26 protein-coding genes and 2 pseudogenes are annotated in these 26,853 nt (G+C 63.5%); 16 read left to right on the top strand and 12 right to left on the bottom strand.

The window, feature by feature from the left end; translation table 11 throughout:
* Positions 1-41: 41 nt before the first annotated feature.
* Positions 42-935 (top strand): peptide chain release factor N(5)-glutamine methyltransferase, encoded by an 894-nt coding sequence (locus C4901_RS09035; RefSeq protein WP_205735910.1) that lies wholly within the window; start codon positions 42-44, stop codon positions 933-935.
* Here the strand turns inward: C4901_RS09035 and C4901_RS09030 are convergent.
* Complete coding sequence (locus tag C4901_RS09030) at positions 901-1,287, bottom strand: YidH family protein (protein ID WP_110137049.1); 387 nt, start codon at positions 1,285-1,287, stop codon at positions 901-903. The two genes, C4901_RS09035 and C4901_RS09030, sit on opposite strands and share 35 nt — an antisense overlap.
* Positions 1,288-1,463: 176 nt before the next feature.
* On the opposite strand from C4901_RS09030, the gene C4901_RS09025 reads away from it, so the two are divergent.
* Genes C4901_RS09025 through C4901_RS08995 form a run of 7 tightly spaced genes read left to right on the top strand, consistent with a single transcriptional unit; the run spans position 1,464 to position 8,973 of the window.
* A complete protein-coding gene (locus C4901_RS09025; protein ID WP_168185642.1) occupies positions 1,464-2,486 on the top strand; it encodes a glycosyltransferase family 9 protein in 1,023 nt (340 codons plus the stop codon).
* A 26-nt stretch (positions 2,487-2,512) separates the two neighbouring features.
* Positions 2,513-3,517, top strand: coding sequence for a glycosyltransferase family 4 protein (locus C4901_RS09020; RefSeq protein WP_110137047.1), 1,005 nt, complete (start codon positions 2,513-2,515; stop codon positions 3,515-3,517).
* Positions 3,489-4,799, top strand: a complete 1,311-nt coding sequence (locus C4901_RS09015) for a glycosyltransferase (RefSeq protein WP_110137046.1) — start codon at positions 3,489-3,491, stop codon at positions 4,797-4,799. The genes C4901_RS09020 and C4901_RS09015 overlap by 29 nt, the downstream gene beginning before the upstream one ends.
* Positions 4,800-4,812: 13 nt before the next feature.
* Complete coding sequence (locus C4901_RS09010; protein ID WP_205735909.1) at positions 4,813-5,601, top strand: SDR family oxidoreductase; 789 nt, start codon at positions 4,813-4,815, stop codon at positions 5,599-5,601.
* Positions 5,592-6,203 carry an HAD-IIIA family hydrolase gene (locus C4901_RS09005; RefSeq protein WP_110137045.1) on the top strand — a complete coding sequence of 204 codons (612 nt, stop codon included), beginning with the start codon at positions 5,592-5,594 and terminating at the stop codon, positions 6,201-6,203. Before C4901_RS09010 ends, C4901_RS09005 begins: the two co-directional genes overlap by 10 nt.
* Positions 6,200-7,276 carry a lipopolysaccharide heptosyltransferase II gene (gene waaF, locus C4901_RS09000; protein ID WP_110137044.1) on the top strand — a complete coding sequence of 359 codons (1,077 nt, stop codon included), beginning with the start codon at positions 6,200-6,202 and terminating at the stop codon, positions 7,274-7,276. The genes C4901_RS09005 and waaF overlap by 4 nt, the downstream gene beginning before the upstream one ends.
* Entirely contained in the window at positions 7,270-8,973 is a 1,704-nt protein-coding gene (locus C4901_RS08995) for a carbamoyltransferase C-terminal domain-containing protein (RefSeq protein WP_110137043.1), read from the top strand. Before waaF ends, C4901_RS08995 begins: the two co-directional genes overlap by 7 nt.
* Here C4901_RS08995 and C4901_RS08990 read toward each other — a convergent pair.
* Positions 8,970-10,322 carry an RNA-guided endonuclease TnpB family protein gene (locus tag C4901_RS08990; protein ID WP_110137042.1) on the bottom strand — a complete coding sequence of 451 codons (1,353 nt, stop codon included), beginning with the start codon at positions 10,320-10,322 and terminating at the stop codon, positions 8,970-8,972. The two genes, C4901_RS08995 and C4901_RS08990, sit on opposite strands and share 4 nt — an antisense overlap.
* Positions 10,323-10,471: 149 nt before the next feature.
* Entirely contained in the window at positions 10,472-11,812 is a 1,341-nt protein-coding gene (locus tag C4901_RS08985; protein WP_110137041.1) for an MFS transporter, read from the bottom strand.
* A gap of 162 nt (positions 11,813-11,974) precedes the next feature.
* Here C4901_RS08985 and C4901_RS08980 point away from each other — a divergent pair, with 162 nt between their 5' ends.
* The 7 genes and pseudogenes from C4901_RS08980 to arsA all read left to right on the top strand — a co-directional run bounded on the left by C4901_RS08980 (position 11,975) and on the right by arsA (position 17,829).
* Entirely contained in the window at positions 11,975-12,193 is a 219-nt protein-coding gene (locus C4901_RS08980) for a DUF3311 domain-containing protein (RefSeq protein ID WP_110137040.1), read from the top strand.
* Positions 12,190-13,756: pseudogene (mctP, locus tag C4901_RS19355) on the top strand (monocarboxylate uptake permease MctP). Before C4901_RS08980 ends, mctP begins: the two are co-directional and overlap by 4 nt.
* A gap of 45 nt (positions 13,757-13,801) precedes the next feature.
* The gene (locus C4901_RS08970; protein WP_110137039.1) at positions 13,802-14,596 is read left to right on the top strand and encodes a PhzF family phenazine biosynthesis protein; all 795 of its coding nucleotides are present in this window, start codon (positions 13,802-13,804) and stop codon (positions 14,594-14,596) included.
* A gap of 204 nt (positions 14,597-14,800) precedes the next feature.
* Positions 14,801-14,944, top strand: a pseudogene (locus C4901_RS19350) (helix-turn-helix domain-containing protein); the annotation flags it as partial.
* A gap of 222 nt (positions 14,945-15,166) precedes the next feature.
* Positions 15,167-15,646 (top strand): arsenate reductase ArsC, encoded by a 480-nt coding sequence (locus C4901_RS19345; RefSeq protein ID WP_205736290.1) that lies wholly within the window; start codon positions 15,167-15,169, stop codon positions 15,644-15,646.
* Between the two features lie 35 nt (positions 15,647-15,681).
* Positions 15,682-16,041, top strand: coding sequence for an arsenite efflux transporter metallochaperone ArsD (arsD, locus tag C4901_RS08960; protein WP_110137037.1), 360 nt, complete (start codon positions 15,682-15,684; stop codon positions 16,039-16,041).
* Between the two features lie 9 nt (positions 16,042-16,050).
* Positions 16,051-17,829 (top strand): arsenical pump-driving ATPase, encoded by a 1,779-nt coding sequence (gene arsA / locus C4901_RS08955; protein WP_110137036.1) that lies wholly within the window; start codon positions 16,051-16,053, stop codon positions 17,827-17,829.
* 145 nt (positions 17,830-17,974) lie between these two features.
* On the opposite strand, the gene merA is transcribed toward arsA, so the two are convergent.
* From merA to C4901_RS08925, 6 genes are all read right to left on the bottom strand, one after another.
* The gene (merA, locus tag C4901_RS08950; protein ID WP_110137035.1) at positions 17,975-19,621 is read right to left on the bottom strand and encodes a mercury(II) reductase; all 1,647 of its coding nucleotides are present in this window, start codon (positions 19,619-19,621) and stop codon (positions 17,975-17,977) included.
* Positions 19,622-19,875: 254 nt separating this feature from the next.
* Positions 19,876-21,117, bottom strand: coding sequence for an MFS transporter (locus C4901_RS08945; RefSeq protein ID WP_205735907.1), 1,242 nt, complete (start codon positions 21,115-21,117; stop codon positions 19,876-19,878).
* A 127-nt stretch (positions 21,118-21,244) separates the two neighbouring features.
* Positions 21,245-21,490, bottom strand: a complete 246-nt coding sequence (locus tag C4901_RS08940; RefSeq protein WP_110137033.1) for a glutaredoxin family protein — start codon at positions 21,488-21,490, stop codon at positions 21,245-21,247.
* 136 nt (positions 21,491-21,626) lie between these two features.
* Positions 21,627-22,079: a hypothetical protein gene (locus C4901_RS08935; protein WP_110137032.1), complete on the bottom strand. Its 453-nt coding sequence runs from the start codon at positions 22,077-22,079 to the stop codon at positions 21,627-21,629.
* A 126-nt stretch (positions 22,080-22,205) separates the two neighbouring features.
* Positions 22,206-22,415 (bottom strand): DUF2892 domain-containing protein, encoded by a 210-nt coding sequence (locus tag C4901_RS08930; RefSeq protein ID WP_110137031.1) that lies wholly within the window; start codon positions 22,413-22,415, stop codon positions 22,206-22,208.
* A gap of 584 nt (positions 22,416-22,999) precedes the next feature.
* On the bottom strand, positions 23,000-23,188 hold the full coding sequence (locus tag C4901_RS08925) for a hypothetical protein (protein WP_110137030.1): 189 nt from the start codon (positions 23,186-23,188) through the stop codon (positions 23,000-23,002).
* A gap of 457 nt (positions 23,189-23,645) precedes the next feature.
* Between C4901_RS08925 and C4901_RS08920 the strand changes: the two genes are divergently transcribed.
* Positions 23,646-24,596: a hypothetical protein gene (locus C4901_RS08920; protein WP_110137029.1), complete on the top strand. Its 951-nt coding sequence runs from the start codon at positions 23,646-23,648 to the stop codon at positions 24,594-24,596.
* An 84-nt stretch (positions 24,597-24,680) separates the two neighbouring features.
* On the opposite strand, the gene C4901_RS08915 is transcribed toward C4901_RS08920, so the two are convergent.
* Genes C4901_RS08915 through holB form a run of 3 tightly spaced genes read right to left on the bottom strand, consistent with a single transcriptional unit; the run spans position 24,681 to position 26,847 of the window.
* Positions 24,681-25,505 (bottom strand): TatD family hydrolase, encoded by an 825-nt coding sequence (locus tag C4901_RS08915; RefSeq protein ID WP_110137028.1) that lies wholly within the window; start codon positions 25,503-25,505, stop codon positions 24,681-24,683.
* Between the two features lie 2 nt (positions 25,506-25,507).
* On the bottom strand, positions 25,508-25,888 hold the full coding sequence (locus tag C4901_RS08910; protein ID WP_065971726.1) for a PilZ domain-containing protein: 381 nt from the start codon (positions 25,886-25,888) through the stop codon (positions 25,508-25,510).
* Between the two features lie 8 nt (positions 25,889-25,896).
* Positions 25,897-26,847, bottom strand: a complete 951-nt coding sequence (gene holB / locus C4901_RS08905) for a DNA polymerase III subunit delta' (protein ID WP_110137027.1) — start codon at positions 26,845-26,847, stop codon at positions 25,897-25,899.
* Between the last annotated feature and the right edge of the window lie 6 nt (positions 26,848-26,853).

The following is a 26,853-nucleotide window of genomic DNA, read 5'->3' as shown; positions in this document are numbered from 1 at the left end:
GCAAGGTTTCGGGCGTGATCGGGATGCCAAGGAGAGCGGGTATGGATATTGCGGAGGATGACGGGGCGTTAATGGGGGCCATACAGAATATTCTCATTGCGGGCGGTATCGATGATCCGATAGCGGAAAGCGAACGAATCGTGAGCGAGACCCGGGAGATGGAGCTGGACCCGATGGACGTGAGAGAGCGGGCGGTGTCGATGGCGCGCGCCCGTGCAAGCGGCATCCCGCTGGGTTATGTGCTCGGGCGCCAGCGCTTCATGGGGATCGAGATCGCAGTCGGCCCCGGGGTCCTGATACCGCGCAGCGAGACCGAGCTTTTGGGGTGGGAGGCGGTGGCACGGTTACGCGAGGCGCGCGGCGCTCACGGCCTCGGCGCGCGCGTGATCGATATGTGTTGTGGTTCCGGCAATCTCGCCTGCGGCATTGCCCACGCCATTCCCGGTGCGGAGGTCTGGGCAAGCGACCTCATGGAGGACTGCGCCACTCTGACTTTGCGGAACGCCCAACGCCTCGGGCTTTCGGAACGTATCCATGTCGCATCCGGTGATCTGTTCGAGCCGCTCGCCGCGAGCGGGGCCGGGGCTTGTGATGTGATCGTATGCAACCCGCCTTATATATCGAGCCACAGGCTGAGCCGCGATCGCCAGGATCTCCTGGACCACGAACCGCGGCAGGCATTCGACGGCGGCCCGTATGGTCTATCCATTTACCAGCGGCTCATCCGTGACGCGGCACCATTTCTGGTGACCGGCGGCTGGCTGCTCCTTGAGCTCGGCGTCGGGCAGGCCGTGTCCCTGGAGCTCCTGCTGGGACGCTCCGGGGCCTATGATCATGTGGAACTGGTTGCCGACCCTCAAGGAGAGCCCCGGGTGATCGCGGCCCGCCGCGCCATCATGGTCAAGGGCGGCCGCTCACCTGCGCCAGGTAGATGAGCAGCGTGATCCCCATCAGGACCAGCGCCAGAACCATCGCGACATAAGGGGCCGGGTTGCCCGGGCCCCGTGCGACGCCCTCGGCCATGATGGCGCGGCGCGTGCGCACAAAGCGTATCGATGCCCCGACCATCATGGATATCCCCAGGGCGACGAGCCCCATTCCCAGAATCTCGGCTGTGTGCAACCCATGGTGCGCGCCGGTCCTCTTATGCAGCGCCTTGCCGATATAGATGAGAAAGATGTCGAATTTCTCGACCAGAAATCCAAATGCCATGACCGCGACCCCGGTACGCACCCATGCGAGGTAGGTGCGTTCGTTGGCGGCATGATCCCCGTAGCGCTCGATCATCGTTTTTTCGTCTCCATTCCGGATAGGCCCCGCGTCGCCGAGCGACCTTAGCGCTCCGTCGTTCGACCGATTTCCGTGCACGACCTTCCGCTATACAGTCGAGCCGTCATGTATTTCCAATGATACATGCTGAATCGTCGCAGTGCGCGATTCCGCAAACTCTCCAGGGGGCGCACGTGACGGACGCACGGCCTAAGACATGCGGGGACCTCTTGCCGTTGCACGGTTGCACGGGGCGCATAGGTGTATTCCGCGCGCTGCATCTGGGCGACATGTTATGCGCGGTGCCGGCGCTACGCGCCCTGCGCACGGCCTCTCCAGGCGCCCATGTTACGGTCATAGGTCTGCCGTGGGCGCGCGAACTCATTGCTCGCTACCGTCACTATGTGGACGATTTTCTGGCGTTTCCAGGGCACCCGCAATTGCCGGAGAGCGATGCCGGGTACGATGCCTACGAGCGCTTCCGGGAGGCGTTTCCCAAGGATTTCGACTGGTTGATTCAACTTCATGGCGATGGCCGCGTGACGAACGCCATCGTCGGGCAGTGGCCCGCGCGACGCATGGCTGGCTTCGTGGGCGCCGGTATGCGGTATGGCCGGTATTTCTTGCCATATCCCTCGGGACACGAGATCGACCGGCTTCTGGCTCTGGTGCGGCATCTCGCCGGCGATGGCCCTGCCGATCTCGAGTTTCCGCTTCACATCGAGGATTTCGCGCGCCTTAAGGGGACGGCACCATTCGCTGACCTGTTCGACGCCCCCTATGTCGTCGTTCATCCGGGCTCCCGCGATCCGCGGCGGCGCCTGGCACCGGGGTTTTTTGCGGAGGTCGTGGCGTGGCTTGCGAGCAAGGTGCGCGTGGTGCTGACCGGCGGCCGCGAGGAGTGGGATCGCAACGCGCATATAGCACGGAATACAAGTCGTGTGATCAACGCCGCGGGCATGACTTCGCTCGCGGACCTGGGGGCGCTCGTCGCCAGGGCGCGTTGCATCGTCACCAACGACTCCGGGCCCGCGCATCTCGCCGCCGCGGTGGGTACCCCAAGTCTCGTGGCGGTGAGTGCATCCGACCCCGTGCGCTGGGCGCCCAAGAATACCTTGCATCATCGCGTGCTCGACGCCCGTGGCGGAGTTGCAGACGACCGGTTCCTGTGCATGGTGCGGGATCTGTACGAGGAGACGGGGAGGGCTATGTGCTAGACGGCGGCGGTACGAGGCGCTCACCCTTGCGCATCCTGACATGGCATGTCCATGGCAGCTATCTCTACTACCTGAGCCAGCTGCCGTACCTGTTCTATGTCCCGGTGAAACCGGGGCGGCCGGAGGGGTACGGCGGGCGTCGGGGTGGGCGCTCGTGGCCTGCCAATCTGCGCGAGGTGGACGCCGATGAGGTGCGTAATCTCGGGCTGGATGCGATCGTGTTTCAGTCGCCCAAGCCCTATGAACACGACCAGTACGAGTTGCTCACCGCGGCGCAGCGCGCGCTTCCGCAGATCTATATCGAGCACGATCCGCCACGGGGCCATCCGACGGACACCCGCCACATCGTCGATGATCCGACGGTGCTGTTGGTGCATGTCACCCACTTCAATGCCCTTATGTGGGACAACGGCCGCACGCCCGTGCGCGTCGTCCGCCACGGGGTGGCGGTGGCACCTCACGTGCGTTACACAGGCGAGATCGCGCGCGGCCTCGTGGTGGTCAATGATCTGCCAAGGCGTGGTCGCAGGCTCGGGTGCGATGTGTTCGAGTACGCCCGCCGCCGCGTACCGCTCGATCTCGTGGGCATGGGCTCGGAGGTCCTGGGTGGACTCGGGGAGATTGCCGCAGATGAGCTTCCGGGGCTCATGGCGCGTTATCGGTTTTTTTTCAATCCGATCCGTTACACGAGTTTGGGCCTTGCCGTCTGCGAGGCCATGGCCGCAGGGGTCCCGGTGGTGGGGCTTGCGACCACCGAGATGCCGTGTGTCATACGCAACGGGGTATCGGGCTACATCTACACCGATATGGAACAGGCGGTACGCAGAATGCGGGAACTTCTTGCGCGACCGGATCGGGCGAAGGCCCTGGGTGAGGGCGCGCGGCGCTGCGCGTCCCTTCATTTTTCCCTGACACGATTCGCGCGCGACTGGGATTTGGCATTGGCGGCGGCGGCGCAGCTACGGGCGCCTTACAACGAGAAAATAGGGGCAGGAGGCCTGAATGAGCAAGCGGATTGCGCTTATAAGTGAGCATGCTTCGCCGCTCGCGATCCTCGGCGGCTGTGATTGCGGTGGTCAGAATGTCTATGTCGGTCAGGTCGCCCTGGGCTTGTCGCGGCTCGGTTATCGCGTGGACGTGTTTACGCGGCGCGACGACATGGGCTTGCCGGAGATCGTGGACTGGACGTCGGGGGTGCGCATCATCCATGTCCCGGCAGGTCCGGCGCGTCCCGTGCGCAAGGAAGACCTGTTGCCGTACATGGGGGACTTTGGGCGCTACATGGAGTCGTGGCTCAGGCAGGGTCGAGGGCGATACGATCTGATTCACGCCAACTTCTTCATGTCGGGCCTGGTGGCGCGCGAACTGCGCGAGCGTTGGGGTATCCCGTTTGTCATGACCTTCCATGCCTTGGGGGCGGTTCGCCAGCTCCATCAGGGTGTAAATGATGAATTCCCAAGGGAGCGCAACCTGATCGAGTCGGAGATCGTGGCTGATGCCGATGCCATTCTCGCCGAATGTCCGCAGGACGCCAAGGATCTGGGGGTCTTTTACGGGGCCGCCTCGGACAAATTGCGGCTCGTGCCGTGCGGTTTCGATCCCGCGCAGTTTTGGCCCATGGATAAGGACGCGGCCCGGCGCGAAGTCGGTGTGGTGCCGGACCGGCCCTTGTTCGTGCATGTGGGGCGCATGGTGCCACGCAAGGGGGTGGATACCATCATAGAGGCCATGGCGCGGCTCCGGGACCAGCACCGCCTGGAGGCAAGCCTCATCATCGTGGGCGGGGAGACCGATTGTCCGGACGGCCGCGTAACCCCCGAGATCGGCCGGCTCAAGGCCTTGACGGCGCGTCTCCATGTGTCCGACCAAGTGACATTTGCCGGGCGGCGCAGGCCCGATCAGCTACGCCCCTATTACAGCGCCGCTGACCTGTTCGTCGCGACCCCCTGGTACGAGCCTTTCGGGATCACGCCGCTCGAGGCCATGGCGTGTGGGACACCGGTCCTGGGGTCGGCCGTGGGCGGCATCAAATATACGGTGCGCCACAAGGAGACCGGCTATCTCGTCCCGCCCCATAACCCGGCAGCCGTCGCCCTTTACATGGCCCACGCCCTGCGTGCCCCCGAGGAGCTACGACGACTGGGCCGGCAGGCCCTGGCGCGGGCTACGACCTTGTTTACCTGGCAGAGGGTCGCCGAACTGGTCGATCGCGCGTATGCCGAGGTCCTGGAGGCGCGCGCCCACACGAGCCTTGGGAGGATGCCGGCGTTTTGTACCGAACCTCCGGAGCCGCCCCGTTCATTTCTGAATTAAAGGAGGACACTCGATGGATGATTCCTTGGCGCACACGCAAGGGAGGATGGACAAGCCGGCGGCTCGCGACCCACGCCCGGGGCCGCTCGCCGGACGCGTGGCGCTCGTGACCGGCGGGGCCCAGGGTCTGGGTGCGGCATTGTGCCGTGACCTTTCGGAGGCGGGTGCGCTTGTCATCGCCGGCGATGTCCGGGAGGGTAAAGCGCAAGAGCTCGCCCAGGGTCTATGTGCGGAAGGGTATTCCGTGGAGGGGCGGGCACTCGATGTCGGCGACCCGATCTCCGTGAGCGCCGCGCTCGAGGACATCATTGCGCATCACGGCCATTGCGACATCCTCGTCAACAATGCCGGCACGGACCTCACGGTATCCGTAGAAGAGATGCCGGTCGATGAGTGGCGGCGCATCATCGGCGTGAATCTGACCGGACCGTTCCTGGCCGCCAAGGCGGTCTTGCCCCACATGCGCCGACAGGGTGGGGGGCATATCGTGAATATCGTCTCAACCGCCGCCAAGCGCGCCTGGCCGAATGCCAGCGCCTATCACGCCAGCAAGTGGGGACTCCTGGGTTTGAGTCATGCACTCCATGTCGAGGCCCGGCCCCTGAACATCAAGGTCACGGCCGTCATTTCCGGGGGCCTGCGCACCCCGTTTTTGCTCGACCGGTTCCCGGACATCGATCAGGCGACCTTGCAGGATCCCGCGAACGTGGCGCGCACCGTGCGGTTTGTGCTGTCGCAGCCGGCGGAGACGGTCATCCCCGAGATCATGGTCTTGCCGATGCGAGAGACCTCATGGCCCTGATACGCGATGCCGCCGTCTTTCTCGACAAGGATGGCACCCTCATAGACGATGTCCCATACAACGTGGACCCTGACCGCATGCGGCTCGCGCCGGGGGCCCGCTCCGGACTGCGGCGTCTCCATGAACGCGGCTTTCGGCTGGTGGTAGTGAGCAATCAGGGCGGCGTGGCGCGTGGATACTTCACGGAAGACGCCTTGCGCGATGTCGAGGAGCGGCTGCGCGATCTTCTGCGTGCCTTCGGCGTACCGTTGGCGGGTTTCTATTATTGTCCTCACGACCCCCTCGGGCGTGTCAAGCGCTACGCCACGGCCTGTACCTGCCGCAAGCCGCGCCCCGGCCTCCTTCAAAGAGCGGCGCGCGATGGACATTTCGATCTGACGCATTCGTGGTGCGTAGGCGACATCCTGGATGATATCGAGGCGGGCTGCGCCGCCCACTGCCGCACGGTCCTTATCGACAATGGTAACGAGACCAAGTGGCAGCTCTCCGATCGGCGCGTACCAGACTACATCGCGCGCGATCTCGACGAGGCCGCCGATTTCATCATCGACGCCACGGGGCCCGGGCGTCCGGTGCGTCCGCGTTCCGCGGCGCGTCCATGATCGCACAAGACTGGAGTGGCGCGCGACGGGTCTTGGCGGTGCGGCTCGATGGCATGGGCGATCTGCTCATGACGGGACCGGCCCTGCGCGCCTTGAAGGAGGCCGTGCCGGGGCGCACGGTGACCGCGCTTGTCTCGCCGGCGGCTGCGGCGTGTGCCGCGCTTTTGCCGGGGATCGACGATTTCATCGTCCACAAGGCGCCCTGGATGAAAGACAGCGAGGGTGATGTCGAGGCTGATCAGGCCCTCATAGAACATTTGCGTGCGCGGGGCTTCGATGGCGCCGTGATATTCACCGTGTTTAGCCAGAGTCCGCTGCCGGCAGCTCTATTGTGCCACCTGGCCGCCATTCCCCGCCGCGCCGCGCATTGCCGGGAGAATCCTTATGCGCTGCTCACGACCTGGGTCCGTGAGAGAGAGCCGCAGGAGGGCATACGGCACGAGGTGGAGCGCCAGCTCGCGCTTGTCGGGCATCTCGGGGCAACGCTGGCCGACGATCGCTTGAAGATCCAGATATCACGGCGATTCCGCGAGCGAGGGGCCGTGTATCGGCGCGATTCGCGACCGCTGATCATCATGCACCCCGGGGCATCGGCGCCGTCGCGGCGCTATCCTGAGGCCTCTTATGCCTCGGTATTGCGGGGACTCGAACGGGAGACCGAGGCTGTCTGCGTCCTGACCGGGACGGAAGATGAGCGCGCGCTCGTGGAACGTATCCGATCGGCCGCGGCCAGCGAGGCGCCCGTGGCCTGCGGTGTCTCGCTGCGCGAGTTCACGGGTATTCTCGATGCCGCAGACGTCGTTGTGACCAACAATACCGGGCCCGCGCATCTGGCTGCTGCCGTGGCAACACCGGTGGTGGTGCTCTACGCCCTTACGAACCCACAGCACGCGCCCTGGCGGGCCGCGGCGCGCGTCTTGTCGGCGGACGTCCCGTGCCGCGACTGCTTCAAGAGTGTCTGCCCGAGCGGGCATCATCGCTGCCTGGAAGACGTGAGCCCACGGCAAGTCGTAAACGCCGTCATCGAGCTCTTGCAGGAGGGCGCGAATGCGCCGCGCCGCGTCTTATGTTGACGCTCGGGGTGACGGGGGCCTTCCATGAACCGGCCGCCGTTTTGGTCGAGGACGGGCATATCGTCGCTGCGCTCGAGGGGGGCGATGTGCGCCGGAGGAGTGAGGGTGCCGCGGTCGTGCACGAACCTGGTCCGGCGTGGCCCGCGGCCAGCGTCTCCTGGTGTCTTGCGCGGCGCGGTATCGCGTTGTCCGACGTCGATCATATCGCCTATGGCTGGGACCCGATGCTCGTCGGGACTTCGGCCACCGTGCCTGAGCAGATGTCGGCGCGCGCGCCCGCCAAGGAGTCGTGGTGGGCGGCATTGCCGTTGGGCGCCATCGACTGGGTTCGGCATTGCGTCGATATGCGCTCGGCCGAGGCGAACCTTTCCAACGATACCTTGTCGCGCCCTGTCTGGCATGCCGTTGCCCACCAGCAGGCGCATGCCGCGGCCGCCTATCTGACCTCGCCTTTCGATAATGCCGCGATCTTGTGTGTCAACGCGCGCGGGGAGCAGGCAAGCACCACCTATGGCCTGGGACGGGGATTTGCGATCGAGACCATAGGGAAAGTCGATGCCGCTCACTCCCTGGGGCTCTTGTTTGAGCGGGTGACCCGGCATCTCGGTTTCGTGCCCGGTCCGGGGGAGGATAAGGTCAGCGCCCTGGCGGCCGGCGGCAAGCCGCGATTCCGCGAGGCCTTCAGGGATATCGTGATCCGCGCCCCGCATACGGCTCAGTATACGGTGGCCGCCGAGGAGCTCGGCGAGCGCCTTGGTCCGCCGCGTACCCCGGGCACGCCGATCGAGGCGCGCCACGAAGATATCGCCTGCTCTTTGCAGGAGTGCCTGAATGAGACCGTGGTCGGGCTCGCCGATTGGTTGAAACACCAGACCGGTGCGCGGCATCTCACCGCCGCCGGCGGGGTTTTCCGTAACGCCTTGCTTAATAGTGCCCTGCGGGACGCGGGACTTTTCGAGGGGTTGTGGATATCCCCGGTCGCCGGGGCCTCCGGTACCGCGGTGGGGGCGGCATTATGGGTTGACCACACCCTGCGCCGTTCGGTGGCGCACGCCACCGTAGAGCATACTTGCTGGGGTCCCCAGTTTACCGCCGAGGAGATAGAGGCCCTGCTCGCGCGCGCCCATCTCGCCTATGGCCGGCCGCCGGCCATCACCGTGGCGGTCGCCGCGCGGCTTGCCAGCGGCAAGACTGTGGGATGGTTTCAGGGGGCCATGGAGTTCGGGCGGGAGGCCCTGGGTAGCCGCCTGGTTCTGGCGGCGCCGACGATACCGACGATGGCCGGGGCGCTCACTGATCTCACCGGACGCGAGGGCTTCGAGCCGGTGGCATGCGCTGTTGCGGCAACCGCTGTGGGTGACTGGTTCGAGGACGCGCGTGCGGCCCCCTTCCGATCCTTCGTCGCCCGCGTACGCAGCGACAAGCGCCCGCGCATCCCGGCCGCCACCCATATCGATGGAACCGCTCGCGTCCAGACCGTGGGGCGCGCCGTGCAACCACTCTTTCATGATGTGATCGAGGCCTTTGGCGCCCTGACCGGTGTGCCGATTCTGTTGAGTGCCGACTTTGCCACGCGCGGGCGAATGCGCGCGTGTTCGCCGGCGGACGCCATCGAGGCCTACACAAGCAGCCCTCTCGATGCCCTGGCCCTGGGTCCGTTTCTGCTCGAGAAGGGCCGGTCAACAACTCCGCCCTAATGGGCCATGCGGCCCACAATGAGGACGGAGCTTGCATCCAGGCTCCACCGCAACTCCGCGTATCTCGAAAGACGCGCGGCTTTGGCTTCATCGCCTGATGCTTCAGGGACGGCTGACAATCGCCCCGTCCTCACCCAGTCTTGCCGGATGAGGAGCGTTCGCATACTGATGTTTCTTGCCGCCACTAAATCGGCATGGAGTGTATGACCACAATGAGCACAAACAAACAGCAGGCCGTTATTGGGTCGATTCTCCTTTCCGGTGTGCCCGCAAATAGAGCACCCCTGACTGGTGTAATCCGCATCCACCCAAATCGGCACACCACCCGACAGCCGGGTTTTGTACGCGGTTTTGGCCTGCACATCCGCAAAACTCCAACTGCTGACCTTGCGGTTGGCCTTGCGCCGTTTCACCGAAGCGTTCTTCGAGTGACGACGCTCGGTACGATTGCGGATATCCTTCAGCCACTCCAAACCCACCATCGCGTGTGGCTCCGCAATGGCCTTACTCACACAGTGCGCCGTATCCGCGTTCAGCCGTCTTTCTCGCAGCGCCAGTTTCCTCAAAACCGCTTTGGCCCCACGAGTGCCCTTCGCTTGCAGCGCACTCCGTGTACTGGCGGCATGTTCGGCCAAATGCCTCTGGTGCCCGCCGTGATAAAAACGACATTTGCCGCGTGTATTAGATTCCACCGCAATGTTGCGACGGTTCAGATCCACGCCTTTGACGGTGGTGATGCGGTCCATCGGCTTTTCGACCAGTGCCTTGTCGACGGAAACCAGCAGATACCACGCTTTGGAGACCGGGTCCTGCCAGAGCTTGGCGGCACCCAGGGTGATTCCCCGATCCGCCGTGTGCTCCAGCCAGTCCAGATGCCGGTTCCAGCCTTCGTAACGGCATCGGATTCTGCCGTTCAGAGTGCTGATGCTGACCGTCTGGTTTTTTCCCAGAGACCAGTCACGTTTGTGGTTCAGATTCACGGTCAGCGCGGTGAATTTTGGCGCTTTGTCCAGTCCCTTGTAGCGGCGCTTGGTCCAGCCCTTCGCTTTATGGGCAGCATTGGATTTGGCGCGTTCCCACAACGTCTTGTAGGCCGCCGCCACTTGTCGCGGAGCATTGCAAGCCATTTGGGAGAGCAATCCGTACCGCTCCCGCAAATCCTGGTACACCAGCGTTTGCAGCTTCATGCCCTGCGACATCTTGCCATTGGCGAAAGCCACGGCGGATGCGTGATTCAGGGCATTACGGTACGCCAATGCCGTGCGCCGGACCGCGACGACCTGCTCCTTGTCCAGCAGCAGTTTCAGTTTGCAGGTCAACGCCTGGCTGGTTGGCAATTCTTCGTCCATGTTCACAATGATACATGGTGGTTATTCAGTTGTGAAGCATCGCCGCTACGCGGCGGTGCTACGACCGAAGGAAGTCCCTGTGGGATCCCTCCCTGCCTTGAATGGCGGGGATTCCCGCGCAAACTGGTTGAAGGGGTAAGAGGGGCGACTTACGCCGGGCCGGTGCGCCTCATGAATAGCGTGGCAAGACGTCGCGGCGGCGTGGCCGTGCCGGCGCGCATCTCGCGCAGCAGGGGAATGAAGGCCAGAGCTGTATTGAGGCGCGCCAATCCCGAGATCAAAAACACCCACAGGAGACTATGGCCAAACGCAAGCCCGAACACCTGGGTGGTGGCCGGGACGTGGACTGCGAAGAAGCCTCCAAGGCCCGCCCCGGCGGCCAGGGCAAACGCCGTCAGGATATTATGAACGGCGTTGTAGAGGGAGCGTTTCTCGCGCGGTACGCTGTCGTAGACGAAGTTGCCGGCGCTCAGATTAAAGCCCGCCCATGCCAGGCCGTTTAGAAGCTGGATCAGGAGGATGGCCCCGAAATGGGTGGTCGTAAGCCACAGCATGGGGGCCACGGGGATCAGGGAGCCTGTGACGGCGAGCACGAAGCGGTTACCGAACCGGTCACCCAGGCGCCCCCACAGGGTAAGGGTCCCCACCTGCGATAGGACTACGACCGCCTGGGTGGCCATGAACTGTATATAGGAGAAATGCAGGTCGCGCAGCATGTACACCGCGTAGAACGGTCCGGCGATCCCCGCGGAAAAACTCATGACCGCCGTAAAGATCGCGAATCGCGAAAACTGTGTCCCGCGCATCTCTCGCCAGAGGATCGTCGGGTGCAGACTCAGGCGACCTTTCGGCAAGGCGTGCTCGCGCACCGTGCGGAGCCTGGGAATCGAGAGCATGCGCGCGAGCATGGCAAGCGTGAAGATGGCGACAAAACCGATCTCGGTGTGTCCGTGGCTTTTGGCGAGTCGCAACACCAGGGCGGCACTCACGAGCGCCACGAAATTGGCGAGATTCATGAGGCGTGAGCGTTCGCCGAAGTAGCGTCCACGCATGTCTTCGGGAACGAGATCGCCCATGAGGCTGTGCCAGAGCGGATTGGCGAAGTGATTGGCGCCGTAATAGAGGGTGAGCGTGACCAGAAGGAGGGCTACGGCATGGTCAGGCCACAGGAGCGGCAGGACAATGACCGGAAGCCACAGAAACCCCTGGGCCGCGAGTCCCATGATGGTAAGGCCCAGGCGCTCGCCACGACGTTCAGCCCACCAGGCGGCAAGCAGTTGCGCAAACGACCCCATCAGGGCGGGCAGGGTGGCGATCAGCCCCACCTGGGCGGCCGTGGCATTCAGATAGAGTGCGTAGGCCGATAAATACGCTTCCCCCGCGCCCCGCATGGTCGAGGACAGGACGCCTTCCGCGGTCACACCGGAAAGCGATGACGGATGGGTTTCGTTGGTCACAAAAGGATCGGAGAGGGTGGGCACGGACGCCATTTAAGGCCTCTTGCCATCATTATACAACAAAAGGCGGTGTCCCTCTGGATGAACGGCTGGCCAAGGCGGACCGGGCGTCGCGGATTTGACCAGGGGTCGACTGTTTAGTACGCTTAATCGGACTAAACAGTACACTATAAAACGTAAGCGGGGGAGGAGCGTATGAGCGCCAGCGCGTCACGATGGCCCTACCTGTTGCTGGTCATTCCGTTTTTGGGGACTTTATATGTCCCTTTATATGACCACGTTCAGCCGACTATCCTCGGCTTCCCGTTTTTTTACTGGTATCAGCTCGCCTGGGTCCCGGTGAGCGTGCTTCTGACGGGGATCGTCTACCGCCTGGGCCGGGGCGCGGATAGCGCCGATGAGGCCGGCTCATGAGCGCCGCCCTGGGGGTTTTCCTGGCGCTCTTTGTTTTGGTCACAGGGCTCGGCTTTTGGGCGAGTCGCTGGCGGCCGGGCGACCTCAACCTTCTGAGCGAATGGGGTCTCGGCGGGCGGCGGTTCGGGAGCTTCGTGACATGGTTTCTGCTGGGCGGGGATCTCTATACTGCCTATACCTTCATCGCGGTCCCGGCGCTCGTGTTCGGCCAGGGGGCTCTGGGGTTCTTTGCGCTCCCGTACACGATCGTCATGTATCCCGTGATGTTCATGATCATGCCCAGGCTTTGGACGATCGCGCGCGATCGGGGTTATGTCACGGCCGCCGATTTCGTCGAGCACAAGTTTGATTGCCGGATGCTCGGGTTATTGGTGGCCATAACCGGGATCCTCGCCACGATGCCATACATTGCTCTTCAGCTCGTGGGTCTGCAGGTGGTGCTGGCGGCCCTCCATATCGGTGGCAGCGGGACATGGGCGGATGCCCCGCTTGTGATCGCCTTTGTCATCCTGGCGGCCTATACCTATACAGGGGGCCTGCGCGCCCCGGCGCTTATCAGGGGGCCTGCGCGCCCCGGCGCTTATCGCCATCGTAAAGGACCTCTTGATCTACACGACCGTGCTGACCGCGATCATCGTGATTCCGGCCCACCTCGGCGGGTGGGCGGGCATTTTTGGGCGTATCCCGGCCGCCAAGCTGACCTTCCCGGCGCCCCCGCCGCATAGCACGGGGATCTATTCCGGTTATGCGACACTCGCGCTCGGTTCGGCGCTCGCGCTCATGATGTATCCGCACACCATCACCGGGGTGCTGGGCGCGAAGAGTGCTGGCGTGGTGCAAAGAAACGCCGTGTTCCTACCCGCCTACTCATTCATCCTGGGGCTGCTCGCCCTGTTTGGCTACATGGCCTACGTCGCGCACGTGAACACGCTGCCGCAGTTCCAGGCGGGCTTCAAGGCCTACGGGCCGAGCTATGCCGTACCCGCGCTTTTGATGCGTTTTCTGCCTTCGTGGTTCGTGGGGTTCGCGTTCGCCGCCATCGCCATAGGCGCGCTGGTTCCCGCCGCCATCATGTCGGTGGCGGCCGCGAACCTGTTCACGCGCAACATCTACAAGGCCTTTCTGAACCCCGGCGTGAGTGAGAGGGGGGAGGCGAGGACGGCGAAGATCGCCTCGTTGTTCGTGAAGGTCGGGGCGCTCGCGTTCGTATTGGGGGTTCCGGAAAAGTACGCGATCATGCTCCAGCTCCTCGGCGGAATCTGGATCATCCAGACCTTTCCGGCGATCGTGATCGGGCTCTATACGCGCTGGCCGCATCGTTATGCGCTAGTGCTGGGCTGGCTTGCCGGCATGGCGGCCGGCACCGGTATGGCGGCGAGCCTGTCGTTCAAGGGCGTGATCTATCCGCTGGTCATCGCCGGGCACACCTTCCCGGCCTACGCGGCGCTCTATGCCCTGGTCGTCAATCTTGCGGTCGTGATGGTTGCCACCTGGGTCTTCAATGTCTTGCATATCGGCGCCGGACAGGATGGCACGCTCGAGGCCCAGCCGCGCGGTGCCTGACCGGCTGCGAGATGATGCGCAAGGCCGCCCGATGGCGCGTGGATCGTGAAGGCCGCGTTGTTTCAGGTCGATGCCTTCACCAGGCAGCGCTTTGCCGGCAATCCGGCAGCGGTGGTGGCACTGTCTGGCTGGCCTCCGGACGCGCTCTTACAGGCGATTGCCACGGAAAACAACCTGTCCGAGACAGCATTTTTCGTGCCCACCCCGCCAGGCTTCGCGCTGCGCTGGTTTACGCCATCCTGCGAGGTCGATCTCTGTGGGCACGCGACGCTGGCCTGCGCGCACGTGCTTTTTCAGCACCTCGGATGGCCTGATACCCAGGTGGTGTTCCACACTCGTAGCGGTGACCTCGCAGTCATGCAACACGATGAGCGCATCGTGATGGACTTCCCGGTAAAGCGCGCGACGCCCTGCGTGCCGCCCCCGGGGCTCATGGTGGGTCTCGGGGCGCAGCCTGCCGAGGTCTGGGCGACCGCGCGTGACTATCTGGCCATTTATGATGACGCGCGGAGCGTGCTCGCGATGCGGCCCGACTACGTAGCCTTGGCCAGGCTCGACCGTGTGGGGATTATCGTGAGCGCACCGGCACCTGCCGGTCCAGGGGGGATCGATTTCATCAGCCGTTTCTTTGCACCGAGGCTCGGAGTGCCGGAAGACCCGGTCACCGGATCGGCGCATTGTGCCCTCGCCCCATATTGGGCCGAGCGGCTCGGTAAGTCCGTGCTATCGAGCCGCCAAGTATCGGCGCGAGGCGGAGACATCCAATGCGAGTGGCGGGGCGACCGGGTCGTACTGTCCGGTCAGGCGGTGACGTTCCTGACAGGCGAGATCGAGATCTAAAGGGGGGTGCCCCGCGAAGGGGGGCGGGGACAATTGCGCAATGTCTCTGCAGCCGTCCGCTGGCTGAGATGGGCTTTGCGTCGATCGTGCTTCGCGCCTTGCGGGCCGGAAACGCCTCCTCACAAGGCCGAGCGACGCTCTCGTAGCCGTGCGCGGGGCGAAGGGGGCCTTGCTACGTTTCAATAATCGATCTATAGTACGAATATGCATAAAGATGCGGCCGTCGCCCTGCTCGAATCGCTTGCCTCCGGCGTGCGCCTGGATGTGTATCGCCTGCTCGTACGTAAGGGCCCGGAAGGGTTGGTGGCGAGCGAGATTGCGGCGGCCCTCGATCTGCCGCCGACGAACCTTTCGTTCCACTTCAAGGCGCTCGTGCAGGCGGGCCTGCTCACGGTCAAACCAGAGGGGCGCTTTCAGCGTTACCGGCCGAATCTTTCCCTCATGCGCGACTTGGTCGCCTATCTTACCGCCGAATGTTGTGCCGGCCATCCTGAGTACTGCGTGGACCTTTTGCCTGGGGCCACCGACACCCAAGCCTTTCCCCACCCTTTGGAGAGTGGTACACATAGCATGAACGTGCTCTTTCTGTGCACCGGTAACTCCTGTCGCTCGATTCTCGCCGAGGCCCTGTTCAATCATCTGGCACCGGTGGGCTGGAAGGCCATGAGTGCGGGAAGTCAGCCGACGGGAAAGGTGCATCCCCGGTCCCTGGCGCTCCTGGCGCGGGAAGGGATCTCCACGGACGGGCTCTACAGCAAGTCGTGGGAGGACTTACCGCGCGTCCCGGATGTGGTCATTACGGTCTGCTCGAACGCCGCCGGCGAGACCTGTCCGGCCTACCTGGGGCCGGTTCTACGCAGCCATTGGGGCGTGGAAGACCCGGCGCATGCAACCGGCAGCGATCAGGACATTGATGCGGCCTTCATGTCGGCCTACCGGATCTTGCGCATGCGCGTGGAGGCCTTTTGTGCCCTTGCGCCTACTGATCTCCTGTCTGATCGAGATCGCCTGAAGGCTGCTCTCGACCACATCGGTGACCTTGTCCCCTGAATGCACCGTGAATTCTGGATCTGTGAGGATAACTTATGACAACCATCCGTGTATTTGATCCCGCCCTTTGCTGCAGTACCGGCGTGTGCGGTGTCGACGTTGATCAGGCCTTGCTGCAATTTGCCGCGGACGTCGACTGGGCCAGACAACGTGGTGCTGACATAGAGCGCGTGAATCTGGCCCAGGAGCCGTTGGTCTTCGCCCAAGACGCGACTGTCAGCGCCTTTCTGGAGCGCTCCGGTCAGGAGGCGTTGCCCTTGATACTCATCGGTGATCAGGTGGTCATGGCAGGACGTTACCCAAACCGTGCCGAACTCGCGCGCTGGGCGCACATTAGCGAATCCGCGTCCACGAGCGCCGGGGGCGGCTGTTGTTCCGGTGGCCGGTGTTGCTGAACTTGGGGAATGATGAAGTTTCTTGATCAGCCGTCCCGTTTCCTGTTTTTTACGGGCAAAGGAGGGGTCGGCAAGACCTCGATCGCCTGCGCCGCGGCCATGCACCTGGCCGAAGCCGGGAGGACCGTTCTTTTGGTCAGTACCGATCCGGCGTCCAATATCGGGCAGGTATTCGGTGTCGATATCGGGAATCACGTCGTACCGATCACGGCCGTTGCGCGACTTTCCGCCCTTGAGATCGACCCGGAGGCGGCGGCCGGAGTCTATCGCGAGCGTTTGATCGCCCCGGTTCGCAGTTTGCTTCCTGACGGCGTGGTGAAAGGGATAGAGGAGTCTTTGTCGGGGGCCTGTACGACCGAGATCGCCGCGTTCGATGAATTCACGACCCTGTTGACCGATGCGGCCCTCACCTCACATTTTCAGCATATCGTCTTCGATACCGCACCCACCGGCCACACCATTCGCTTGCTGCAGTTACCTGGAGCCTGGAGCGGTTTTCTTGAGACCGGTCGCGGGGACGCGTCATGTCTGGGCCCGCTGGCGGGCCTTGCAAAGCAGCGCGCGCAGTATCGGGCGGCGGTGGAGGCCTTGGCTGATCCAAAGCGGACATGTCTGGTGTTGGTGGCGCGCGCTCAACAGGGCGCCTTGCGGGAAGTGGCCCGTACGCGTCAGGAATTGGCGGCATTGGGTCTATCGCGACAGTGCCTGGTCATAAACGGCGTGCTGCCCGCCGCCGAAGCCGGAGAGGACGCGCTGGCCTTTGCCATCCACCGCCGCGAGCAGGAGGCGCTTGCGATGATCCCCGAGGCCCTTAAAGACCTGCCACGCGACGAGATAGGTCTCATGCCCTTCAATCTGGTCGGACTGGAGGCGCTGCGGGGGCTGTTGACGACGTCATCACCACGATCGGCGGACCGCCTCGAGAATTCCGTTGAACGGGATCTGCCGTCGCTCGCCACCCTGGTGGATGATATTGCCGCCGACGGGCACGGTTTGATTCTATTGATGGGGAAGGGTGGCGTGGGCAAGACCACGCTGGCGGCGGCCATAGCCGTGGCGCTGGTCGCTCGTGGTCTGCCGGTGCACCTCACGACATCCGACCCGGCCGCCCACCTCGTTCATACCCTGGATGGTGCGCCCGACGGGCTCACCGTGAGTTGCATCGATCCGCACACGGAGACGGATCGCTACCGCGGGCATGTGCTGGAAACGAAAGGCGCAGAGCTCGACGCGGAAGGCCGCGTCCTGCTGGAAGAGGATTTGCGCTCCCCTTGTACGGAAGAGATCGCAGTGTTCCAGGCGTTCTCGCGTGTCATCCGCGAGGCCCACAAATCCTTTATCGTGATGGATACCGCGCCGACCGGCCATACCTTATTGCTCCTGGATGCGGCAGGCGCCTATCACCGCGAGGTTGCGCGACAAAAGGGTTCGGCGGATCGGCACGCGGCGACACCCATGATGCAGTTGCGAGACCCCCAACAGACCAAGGTCCTGCTGGTCACGCTCGCAGAAACGACACCCGTGCTCGAGACTGCGCAATTGCAGCGCGACCTGCTGCGTGCCGGCATCACGCCGTGGGCATGGGTGATCAACATGAGCGTGGCCGCCAGCTCCCCGCGTTCGCCGCTCCTACAGGAGCGGGCGCGCCACGAATGGCGCGAAATCGGGGCCGTCGCCAGTGGTCACAGCGCCCGGACCGCTATCATCCCGCTCCTGAAAGACGAGCCTATCGGCAGGGACCGGCTGCTGGCGCTCTGCGAGGCCCCGGATACGGCTGTGTCCCCGTGAAGGTCCTTAAAAGCCCGCGGCGTTCGCGCTTCAGGCGTCCCCGTTCCCAGGACCGCGCGCGTCCGCTTGAGGATGATGCGCAACCCCGGACCGGCCGGTCGTCCTTCTCAAGGCTCATCGTGCCATCCGCGCCGCCGCGCTCGGGTCACCCCGCGCAGCATGACAATTGCTTTATGTCCTTGGTGAAGGTCTGCGCGCAGAGTTTCAGGCCTTCGACCATGGTCAGGTAGGGGAAGAGCTGGTCTGCCAGCTCGCCGACCGCCATGCGCCGGCTTATGGCGATGGCCGCTGTCTGTATGACCTCGCCGGCCTCGGCCGCCAACATCTGGGCCCCCACGATCCGCCCCAATGGATGTTCCACCACCAGCCGGATGAAGCCCTGCGTATTGAAGTTGGCAAGCGCGCGCGGCACGTTTTCGAGCGCCAGCGTGCGCGTTTCCACGACCAGACCTTGGGCGCGCGCCATCTCTTGCGTAAGGCCCACGGTAGCGACCTGCGGGTCTGTGAAGACCACGGCAGGCATGACGTGGAGATCGAGGACGGCGTCGCCGCCCATCATATTGATGGCGGCACGCGTGCCCGCAGCCGCGGCGACATAGACGAACTGGGGCAGGGCGCAGCAATCCCCGGCGGCATAGATGTGGGACGCACTGGTGCGCAGGTGATCGTCCACCACGATGGCGCCGTGGTCGTCCACCCGGATACCAGCGCGGGCCACGCCCAGACGGCCGGTGTTCGGTCTGCGACCGGTCGCCACCAGCAACCGGTCGCCATCGATGATGCCGCGGGACGTGGTCAGCGTGAAGGTCCCGTCCTGATGATGGACGCGGCGCACGGAGATGTCGGTCATCACACGTATCCCTTCTTCCTCGAAGGCCGCCTGCAGGCCCGTCCCCAAATCCGCATCCTCGCGGGACAGGAGACGGCTGCGGGCCAGGATAGTGACCTCCGATCCCAGTCGCCGGAAGGCCTGCGCCAATTCCACGGCGACCACGGATGCCCCCAACACCAGCAGCTTCCGGGGCGTTTCGGTGGCCACCAGGGCCTCGGTCGAGGTCCAGTACGGGGTGTCGGTCAATCCGGGCACATCGGGAATGGCGGGCGAGGCACCAGTGGCGATCAGAAAGCGATCGGCGGTAAGGGACTCCTCGGCACCCGCGCTATCGAGCAGGCCGAGCGTGTGGGTATCGAGGAACCGTGCATACGCATGCCTTAGGGTGATCCCGGGATGAGCATCCACGATATCCTCATACTTGGCCCGCCGCAGGGCCTCGACGCGCGCCTGCTGTTGCCGAACCAGCTCCGCGCGATCCATGATGGGCGTGTGCGCCCGCAGGCCCTGGAAGCGCGGGGCCGCCTGATCATGGGCCGCATGGGCCGCGCGGATCAGAATCTTCGAGGGCACGCACCCGACATTGACACAGGTGCCGCCGATGACCGAATGGCCTTCGATCATAGTCACGCGCGCCCCGTCTTCGGCCGCGCGTATGGCGCAGGCGAACGCCGCCGCGCCGCCGCCTAGGATGGCGATATGCGGGCCCTTGCCGCGACCCTCCCTTCGGAGCGGTGTCCGGGCGGTGTCAGGCAGAGATGCGCCATATCCGGCCGTGCGGATAGTCTGGATGATCTCGGGGAGTGTGGCCTGTCCCAGGTCTTCGATGATGGCTGTCGCTTGCGGATAGGAGACCCGGGCCTTTACATCGGGTAAGGCCGCCAATGCCTTCTCGATGCGCACCGCGCAATGATCGCAGGTCATACCCGTGACGGGGATTTGAACGCTCGGATTGGCCATAACGATAGTCCTATTCACCGGATTGCGATGAGTCTAGGGGCCGTACCTTGGTACAGGGTCAACAGGTGCGCGGCACCGCCCGCCATTCTGGAGTGGTACCGATCAGTGGGGCGGCGTAATCCACGGATACGCGCTATCACGGACCACTGCGACCACCGCCTGTGCCTGGGCCGGTCTTTTGGCGAGCGCCAATGGGTACCGATTTTGTTAATTAATAATATTTATAAACAAAGTGTTATAGAGATATGTTCATGTTACTCGGAGGGCGAGGACAGTGGCGCTGATGGCGCGTCCCGGAATAGCCGGCGATAGAGGATGAGATAGACCGCCTGGAAGCTGCCGGCAATGAAGAAGGGGAGTGCCAGAAAACCAGCATGATAGAGGAGGCCGGCGAATACCGGCCCGATGGCGCGCGGCATCTGGATTGAGGCATTGTTGAGGCTTGCGGCAAGCCCACGGCGATGGCCTCGGACGAGGCCGAGGTTAAGGGCCTGGCGGGCACCAGCCGTACCGCGATTGAGGGCCGATCGGATGATGTAGAGGAGGGCTGCGATCGGGAACGATGGCGAGAGCGGGAGTATCAGGAGTACCGCAAGCCCCAGATAGCGCATGGCCAGAACGGATTTCACGACCCCGTACCGACGGGTCAGACGACCTACCAGGAGCGACGAGATGGCGGTGACGATCAGCGCCACGCTCATGATCGGCCCTATGCTTAAGGGGCCGTGGTGGAAGCGGATCGCGAACCAGTAGGCCATCAGCGGCCCCATGAAGCCGATACCTATCCCGTTGAGCGCGTTGATCCCAAAGAGCTTGAGTAGCTTGCGGTTCTCGGCGCGTGTCATGGCATCGGCCGCCGTGCGGGTATCGATATCCGGATCGCGGGGGGACATGGGCCGCGCGGCCTCGGGAATGGCCCGTAGCAGTACGAGCGCAAGCGCTGCGCCCATAAGCACCAAAAGAAACAGCGGACGATAGGCCAGTGGTCCTGGGAGGAGGGTTCCCAGAAAGGAGGGGAGCGCAGCGAGCAGGGCCCCCAGCGCCATACCCGAAAACCCCATGGCCGTGTTCAGGCTATAGACCGCGGCACGGTCCCGGGCCTCGACCATCTCGGAAAGCCAGGCGAGCTCGACCGGCGCAAAAGGGCCGGCGCCCCCATTCAAGCCGTGGCCAAAGCCACCAAGAATGGCCGCGATCACAAGCACGGCGCTATGCGAATTCGTGAGCGCCATGAGGGCCGCCGCCACCTGGACCCACTCATAGGCCTGCAAGAAGGCCTTGCGCCCGCGTGTATCGGATAACGGTCCCACGAACAGCGCGAGTGTCGCCGACGCCAGCAGCGCCACCATGAAAAGCCCCCCGATTGCGGGGGCGGACCAGTGGAGCGCGTGCAAATAGAGCGCGAAGTCCACGACAAGCGCCCCTTGGCCTACGCTACGCGCGGCCCGAATAACGATCAAAAGCCGCGCTTCGCGCGTGAGTCGCGCGTATCCCATGGAAAGACTCATCCTAAAATAAAACGTTGGGAATTAGATTGTTACTGCAATATCTTAATCGTATTTCTTAAACGTGCCCGCGCGCCTTTGCGGAAGATCGAGGCCGTTTTTAACAGGTGAGGTACGTTCAATCGAGACCGAAGAGGCGCTGCAATCGCGGTAATTGCTCCTGGGCGGCTCCGTAGAACACCTGTCCCTCGTACACCGTGATGGGGGCGATGCGCACACCGAATTCCGTCTTGGCCTTATCGGCGGCTCCCGGTCGGCTCAAGTCGTGTTCCGTGAATGTTATGTCGTGTGCCGCAAACCACGCCTTCAGCGCCGCGCAATCCGGGCATCCGGGGCTTGTATAGAGGTCGATCGTTTTTGGCAATTCCCTTTCTCCGCATGCGGGGCCTCGACCCGCAATGGGCCGAGAATAGGGGCGGGGCGCGGGGCGCAATTATGACCGAACACCCCATGACGCATGCGGGGATTATGGCAGCTGCAACCTAAAGGCAAAACCGCCCTTAGGCGGGCTGGCGTTGAAAAAGTCCCCGCCACCAGCGCTTCCGGCTCTCCGGCAAGGGTCGGGGATCGCCCAGTGTTTCCGGAGGCATACGCGTCAATAGCCATCCCGGCAGGGTCTTTACGCCGGAGCTGCCGCACGAGCTCCCCAGGTTGTGGGGGTCGAAGATCTTGATGAAGCTCGGCTGCGCCTTGTCGTCGGCGTAGACGATGCCACAGTAGTCTTCGCGATGCTCGCGCCGCAAAAGCGTATCGATCTCCTCGGTGAATCGTATCAAGGCCTCGGGGTCGGCTATGCCGGTGGGCACCGGTTCGCCGATCGCGTAGATATACCATCCCTCCGGACACGCACGCACCGTGGCCCACAATTCCGTGAGCTGTGCCCAGCTCACGATACCGCTGAAAGGGCCGGTCAACGCGGCGTGAAAGGCATTTCCGCTGATCGTCTCCGCCATCGAGTTCCTCCCGAAGTTGCACGCCATGCACGATAATGCGAGCCCGCAGTCCCTGGGCGCACACGCCTTGTCTCACCCGAAAGGGCCGCTGGTGCCGTTTCGGTCGCTGCCAAGAAATATCGCCCTTTACGACGGCCGATGTTTCTCCGTTCTTACGGGACAGGTCTTGATGCCGAGTATCTGGTAAAGGCCGCAGAACCCCACAAGGCCCGTGATGAGAGGCAGGACCCCGATCCAACCCCAGGGCGCCCAGCGACCAGTTACTGCAAGCGCGATCAAGACAAGTCCGATGATGACGCGGATGACGCGATCCAACAGCCCTTCGTTCGTGTTCATTTATTAGGCTCCTCCATGATGACCTCGCGTCTCGCATTATCGCGCAGAAATCGTGCAGGGGATACGTGCCAGGCCGAGTACGCCATCTGCGACCTGTTTATGGCCCCGGCCCGATGAGGCGGGGAGCCGGTCTCCGGATACCCGTGGCGGCCGCGTCCGTAATGGTGCAACAAGGGCTCAAAGGCGAGTTGGCATTAACTCGCCTTATGTTCTGGCGTCTGTGATTTAACATAATATACATTATACGAACCAATGGGAGTCGTCCGGGGCGGCCCCGGACGGCGCTGGATGCGGCCACGGTCTTGGGCCTGCGGTGGCGAACCCGAGGACGACGCGTCGCGCCCCTGAACCTTGCAGGAGGTGTGGCGACCGCAGGCGCGTGCCGCGAGAGACACTTGAATGGTGAAGCCGGCTGCCGTCTACAGTCCGCAGACCCGAGGGCTTCTTGCTGCCGGGCGATCTATGTGCGGGCGTGGATTCCGCTTGGGGTTAGGGACGATGGGGTGTGCTCGGGGATCTTTGGGAACCGCCTGGGTTGTCGGCCCAGGCGGGAACGCGAAGACAGAATCTCGGGATGCGACGCGTCAGTCATCGCCCCGATCGTCGCGATGGTCGCGATGATCATAATGATGGTCATAGTCACCACACCGGTAACATCCATGGTGCTCATAGTCACCTGGCGGGGCAAAGAAGCAGCCGGCCAGAATGCTCGTCCCGGCGAGGATGAACAGACCGCGAGCCAGGATTTTCGGAAACCTCAGGGATTTCGACATGATGGACTCCTCGCTCCTTTTAGCGCGCCCGTGGGGGATGTTCCCGATGGACGGGCGGAAGGCATGGTAGACGCAGCTTTTGAGCGCGCCAAGGGCCCATGAGGGGCGACGGCCGCCGGATCGATGAAAGGAGCGGCAGGCCGGACGACGAGTCCACTTGCCGTCGTATGGGCCCTGCCTTGCATGGAGGCCATGGCCCTGTCCGCAGCGAGGCTTGTGGCCTCCGCGCTTTTTCGTGAACCGGGTATCGTCCCCTCCTCCCCCATCTCCCACGGGCCTTCCACGGCACGTGCGCGAAGCGCGTGCGGGCGGGACTGGTCCGGGACCGAGCCGAAGACGGCGATATGCGCAAGTCGGGGCGATGGGGCGGTGGGCAGGCACCATGCCTTTGTACTATAGTCCGATTGCGAGGGAGCAATATCTTATTGGCAACCGCAGCGAAAGGAGAGCCTGTTGCATGTTTGAGGACCGATCGTCACGTTACACCGGGAGTCAGGAGCTGGCCTTTGCCGGAATGCGTATCCTCTTTGGTGTGATCTGGCTGATCAACACGATACTCGAGGCCAATAGCGCTTACGTGGGCCGTTTTCTGACATCCATCGTCAAGCGGCTCAAGGGGCAACCGCACGTGGTGCAGGCCTTCCTTCATGGCGTCATTCATGTCGTGACCGTGCTGGGTCCGCGCCACGTGGCGATCGGCACCGTAGTTCTGGATGGGCTGCTCGCGATCTCGCTCATCACGGGCTTCGCGGTGCGGCCCATGGCGCGCCTGGGGATCGTCTACAGCCTCGCGCTCTGGGTGACCGTGGGAGGCCTGGGCGGCCCCTTTCAGCCCGGCTCCACGGATCCGGGAACCGCCATCGTGTATGCGCTCGTATTCTTGGCGGTTCTGTCGGTGCCTTCGGAGCAGCGACTTGCCATCGGACCGAAATCGCAGCCCGTGGTCGGGACCGGACGCATCGAGGTCGTGCGCATCCTGTTCGGGCTTTTGTGGGCATTCGATGCGTTCTGGAAATGGCAGCCGGCATTTTTCGAACATAGCCTGTCCTATCTGCAACAAGCCGAGGTCGGCCAGCCCGCCTGGGTTGCCGCCTATATCGGGTTCTTCATCGCGGCGATCCAACTCGTGGGGCAGACCGTGTTTGGTGTCTTCGCGGCAGTCATCGAGACGGTTCTGGCGGCGAGCCTGCTCCTGAAGCGCTGGCAGGAATGGTTTCTACCGATCGGATTTCTGTATTCCTTCGGGATATGGACGACGGCCGAGGGCTGGGGCGGTCCTTACCAGCCCGGAAGCACCGGCAACCGCGGGGATATGCTTGGCACCACCAATATCTACATGGTGGTCTACCTGTATCTGATGATCGCCTATCTCTTCGAGCGCCGTCGGCGTAAACGCATGTCCACATAAGGGCTTAGGGACCAGCCCTCGGGTGCGCGCATAAACCACATCAGAAATATTACGTAACGCTTTGATGTAAAAGCGTTACATGGCTTATGTGCGGCGCGGATCAGCGGCCGTGGCCGGGGTGTCCCCGGCCACGGCCGGTGCCGCATCCTTGAAAAGCCTGAAGAAATTGTCCGCGGTGGTCTCTGCGATCCGTTCCCAGGACACACCCCGGACGTCCGCCAGGCATTGCGCGACATGGGAGACGTAGGACGGCTCGTTCGATTGCCCGCGGTGCGGAACGGGGGCCAGATACGGGGCGTCGGTCTCGATCAGGAGGCGATCTTCCGGTACGAGGCGCGCGACATCCCGCAGCGCCTGCGCGCTCTTGAAGGTGACTATTCCCGAGAATGAGATACAGAAGTTGAGATCGAGGACCTGGCGCGCGAAATCCGCGCTCTCGGTGAAGCAATGCAGGACGCCCCCGATATCGCGTGCGTGTTCGTCGCGCAGGATCTGCAGGGTATCGGCGGCGGCCTCGCGCGTATGGATGATGAGCGGCTTGGCGACATGCCGGGCCGCCGCGATGTGCAGGCGAAACTGCGTCTGTTGGCGGGTGACGTCCTGCCCCTCCAATCGATAGTAATCAAGGCCGGTCTCACCGAGCGCAACGATGCCCTCGTGCGTGCTCAGGCGCGCGAGGTCATCGAAGAGCGAATCCGTGCCGCCCGCCTCATTGGGGTGGATGCCGACCGAGCCGAAGACGCTCGGGTCCCGGCGCATGACATCCTGTATGGGCCCGATATCCGAGAGTCCAACACTGACGCACAGCATATGGGACACGCCGCGTTCGTGGGCGCGCGCCAAGACGGCGTCGATATCGTCGCGCAGCGGGGCGAAGTGGAGATGGCAGTGCGAATCGACTAACGGCATCCCTACATCGTATGGGTCGGGCGATCCGATTGCAATTGGCCTATGAGAAGGGTCTCGATCTTGGTGCGCGCGACCTCGGCGTCCTTGGCGCTAAATTGGATGCCGATACCCGGTGCCCGTCCACCGGGCGCGTCCTGAGGCGTCACCCAGACGACGTGGCCTGCGACCGGCACCTTCTCTTTGCTGTCGATGAGGGTGAGCAGCATGAAGACTTCATCGCCGAGCTTGTAGGGTTTGTTGCTCGGTATGAACAGGCCACCGCCTTTCAGAAACGGCATGTAAGCGGTGTACAAGGCATTGCGGTCCTTGATTACGAGCGATAAGACGCCGGGACGTACCGGGGCCTTTAGGTTGTCTCGTGTCTGTGATTCTACGGTCGACATATCACTACTCACCCTCGCGGCTCAACATGCAAAAACAGCCGGTCCCACATCAGACGGCGATCCAGGGGTGCGCTGAGCAGACCCCGGGTCTCGAGCGCCTCATCCCAGAGGCCGAGCATTTGCTCCAAGTCTAGTCGAGCCGCCAAAGCACGCAAGCGCCCTTCCTGGGCGCCCTGCCAGCCCCGGGCGATGGTTCCAGTCAGTGCCACCTGCGTCACGGCGGCTGCGATCTCCGTCAGGAAGGCCAATCCCATCTCCATGTCGCTGGCCTGCCAGGCCTCGGTGGCCTCCAGTGCCGAGTCGCGGCCCAGGGCCACGGCCTCCAGGCTCGCGAAGAGTCGTTGCGCCATGGCGGGTGCGTCGTGCGGCCATGCCAGGGCGCGTAGCGGCGCCCCGTGGGCCAATGCCAACAGCCCTCCCGGGTCCGGCAGCTGATGGGCCTGCAGGTAGGAAAGCCCCTCCTCTTCTGTCGGTCGTGGCAGGATCAGGTTTTGGCAGCGCGAGCGGATGGTGGGCAAGAGGCGGGTCGGGGCATCGCTGACCAAGAGCAGATAACAGAGCAGATAACTGCCGGAGGGCGGTTCTTCGAGGGTCTTTAGGATTGCATTCGAGGCCGATCGGTTGAGGCGGTCGGCGTCGACGACGAGCACCACGCGGCGCGTTGCGAGATGGGGTGTCAGCACCAGAAACTGATTGAGGGCCCGGGCATCGTCGACTGTGATCTCGGTCTTGCCCTCTTGCGGGCGCACGATCAGAACGTCCGGATGATTGTCGTTTGCGGCCAGTCGGCAGGCACGACAGGCATCGCAGGCCGTGGTGTGCTCGCACACCAGCCGGCGCGCGAGGCGCTCGGCGAACAGGCGTTTTCCAATGCCGGGTGGTCCACTTAAAAGCAGCGCGTGGGGTAGGCGCTCTATGTCGCCTACGCGGTCCCATGCCGCCTTCTGCCAAGGCAACATGGCGAT

Source organism: Acidiferrobacter sp. SPIII_3, from assembly GCF_003184265.1.
In the GTDB taxonomy this organism is placed as follows: domain Bacteria; phylum Pseudomonadota; class Gammaproteobacteria; order Acidiferrobacterales; family Acidiferrobacteraceae; genus Acidiferrobacter.
The sequence above is the reverse complement of the archived record's forward strand: the minus strand, read 5'-3'. Positions and strand labels throughout refer to the sequence as shown.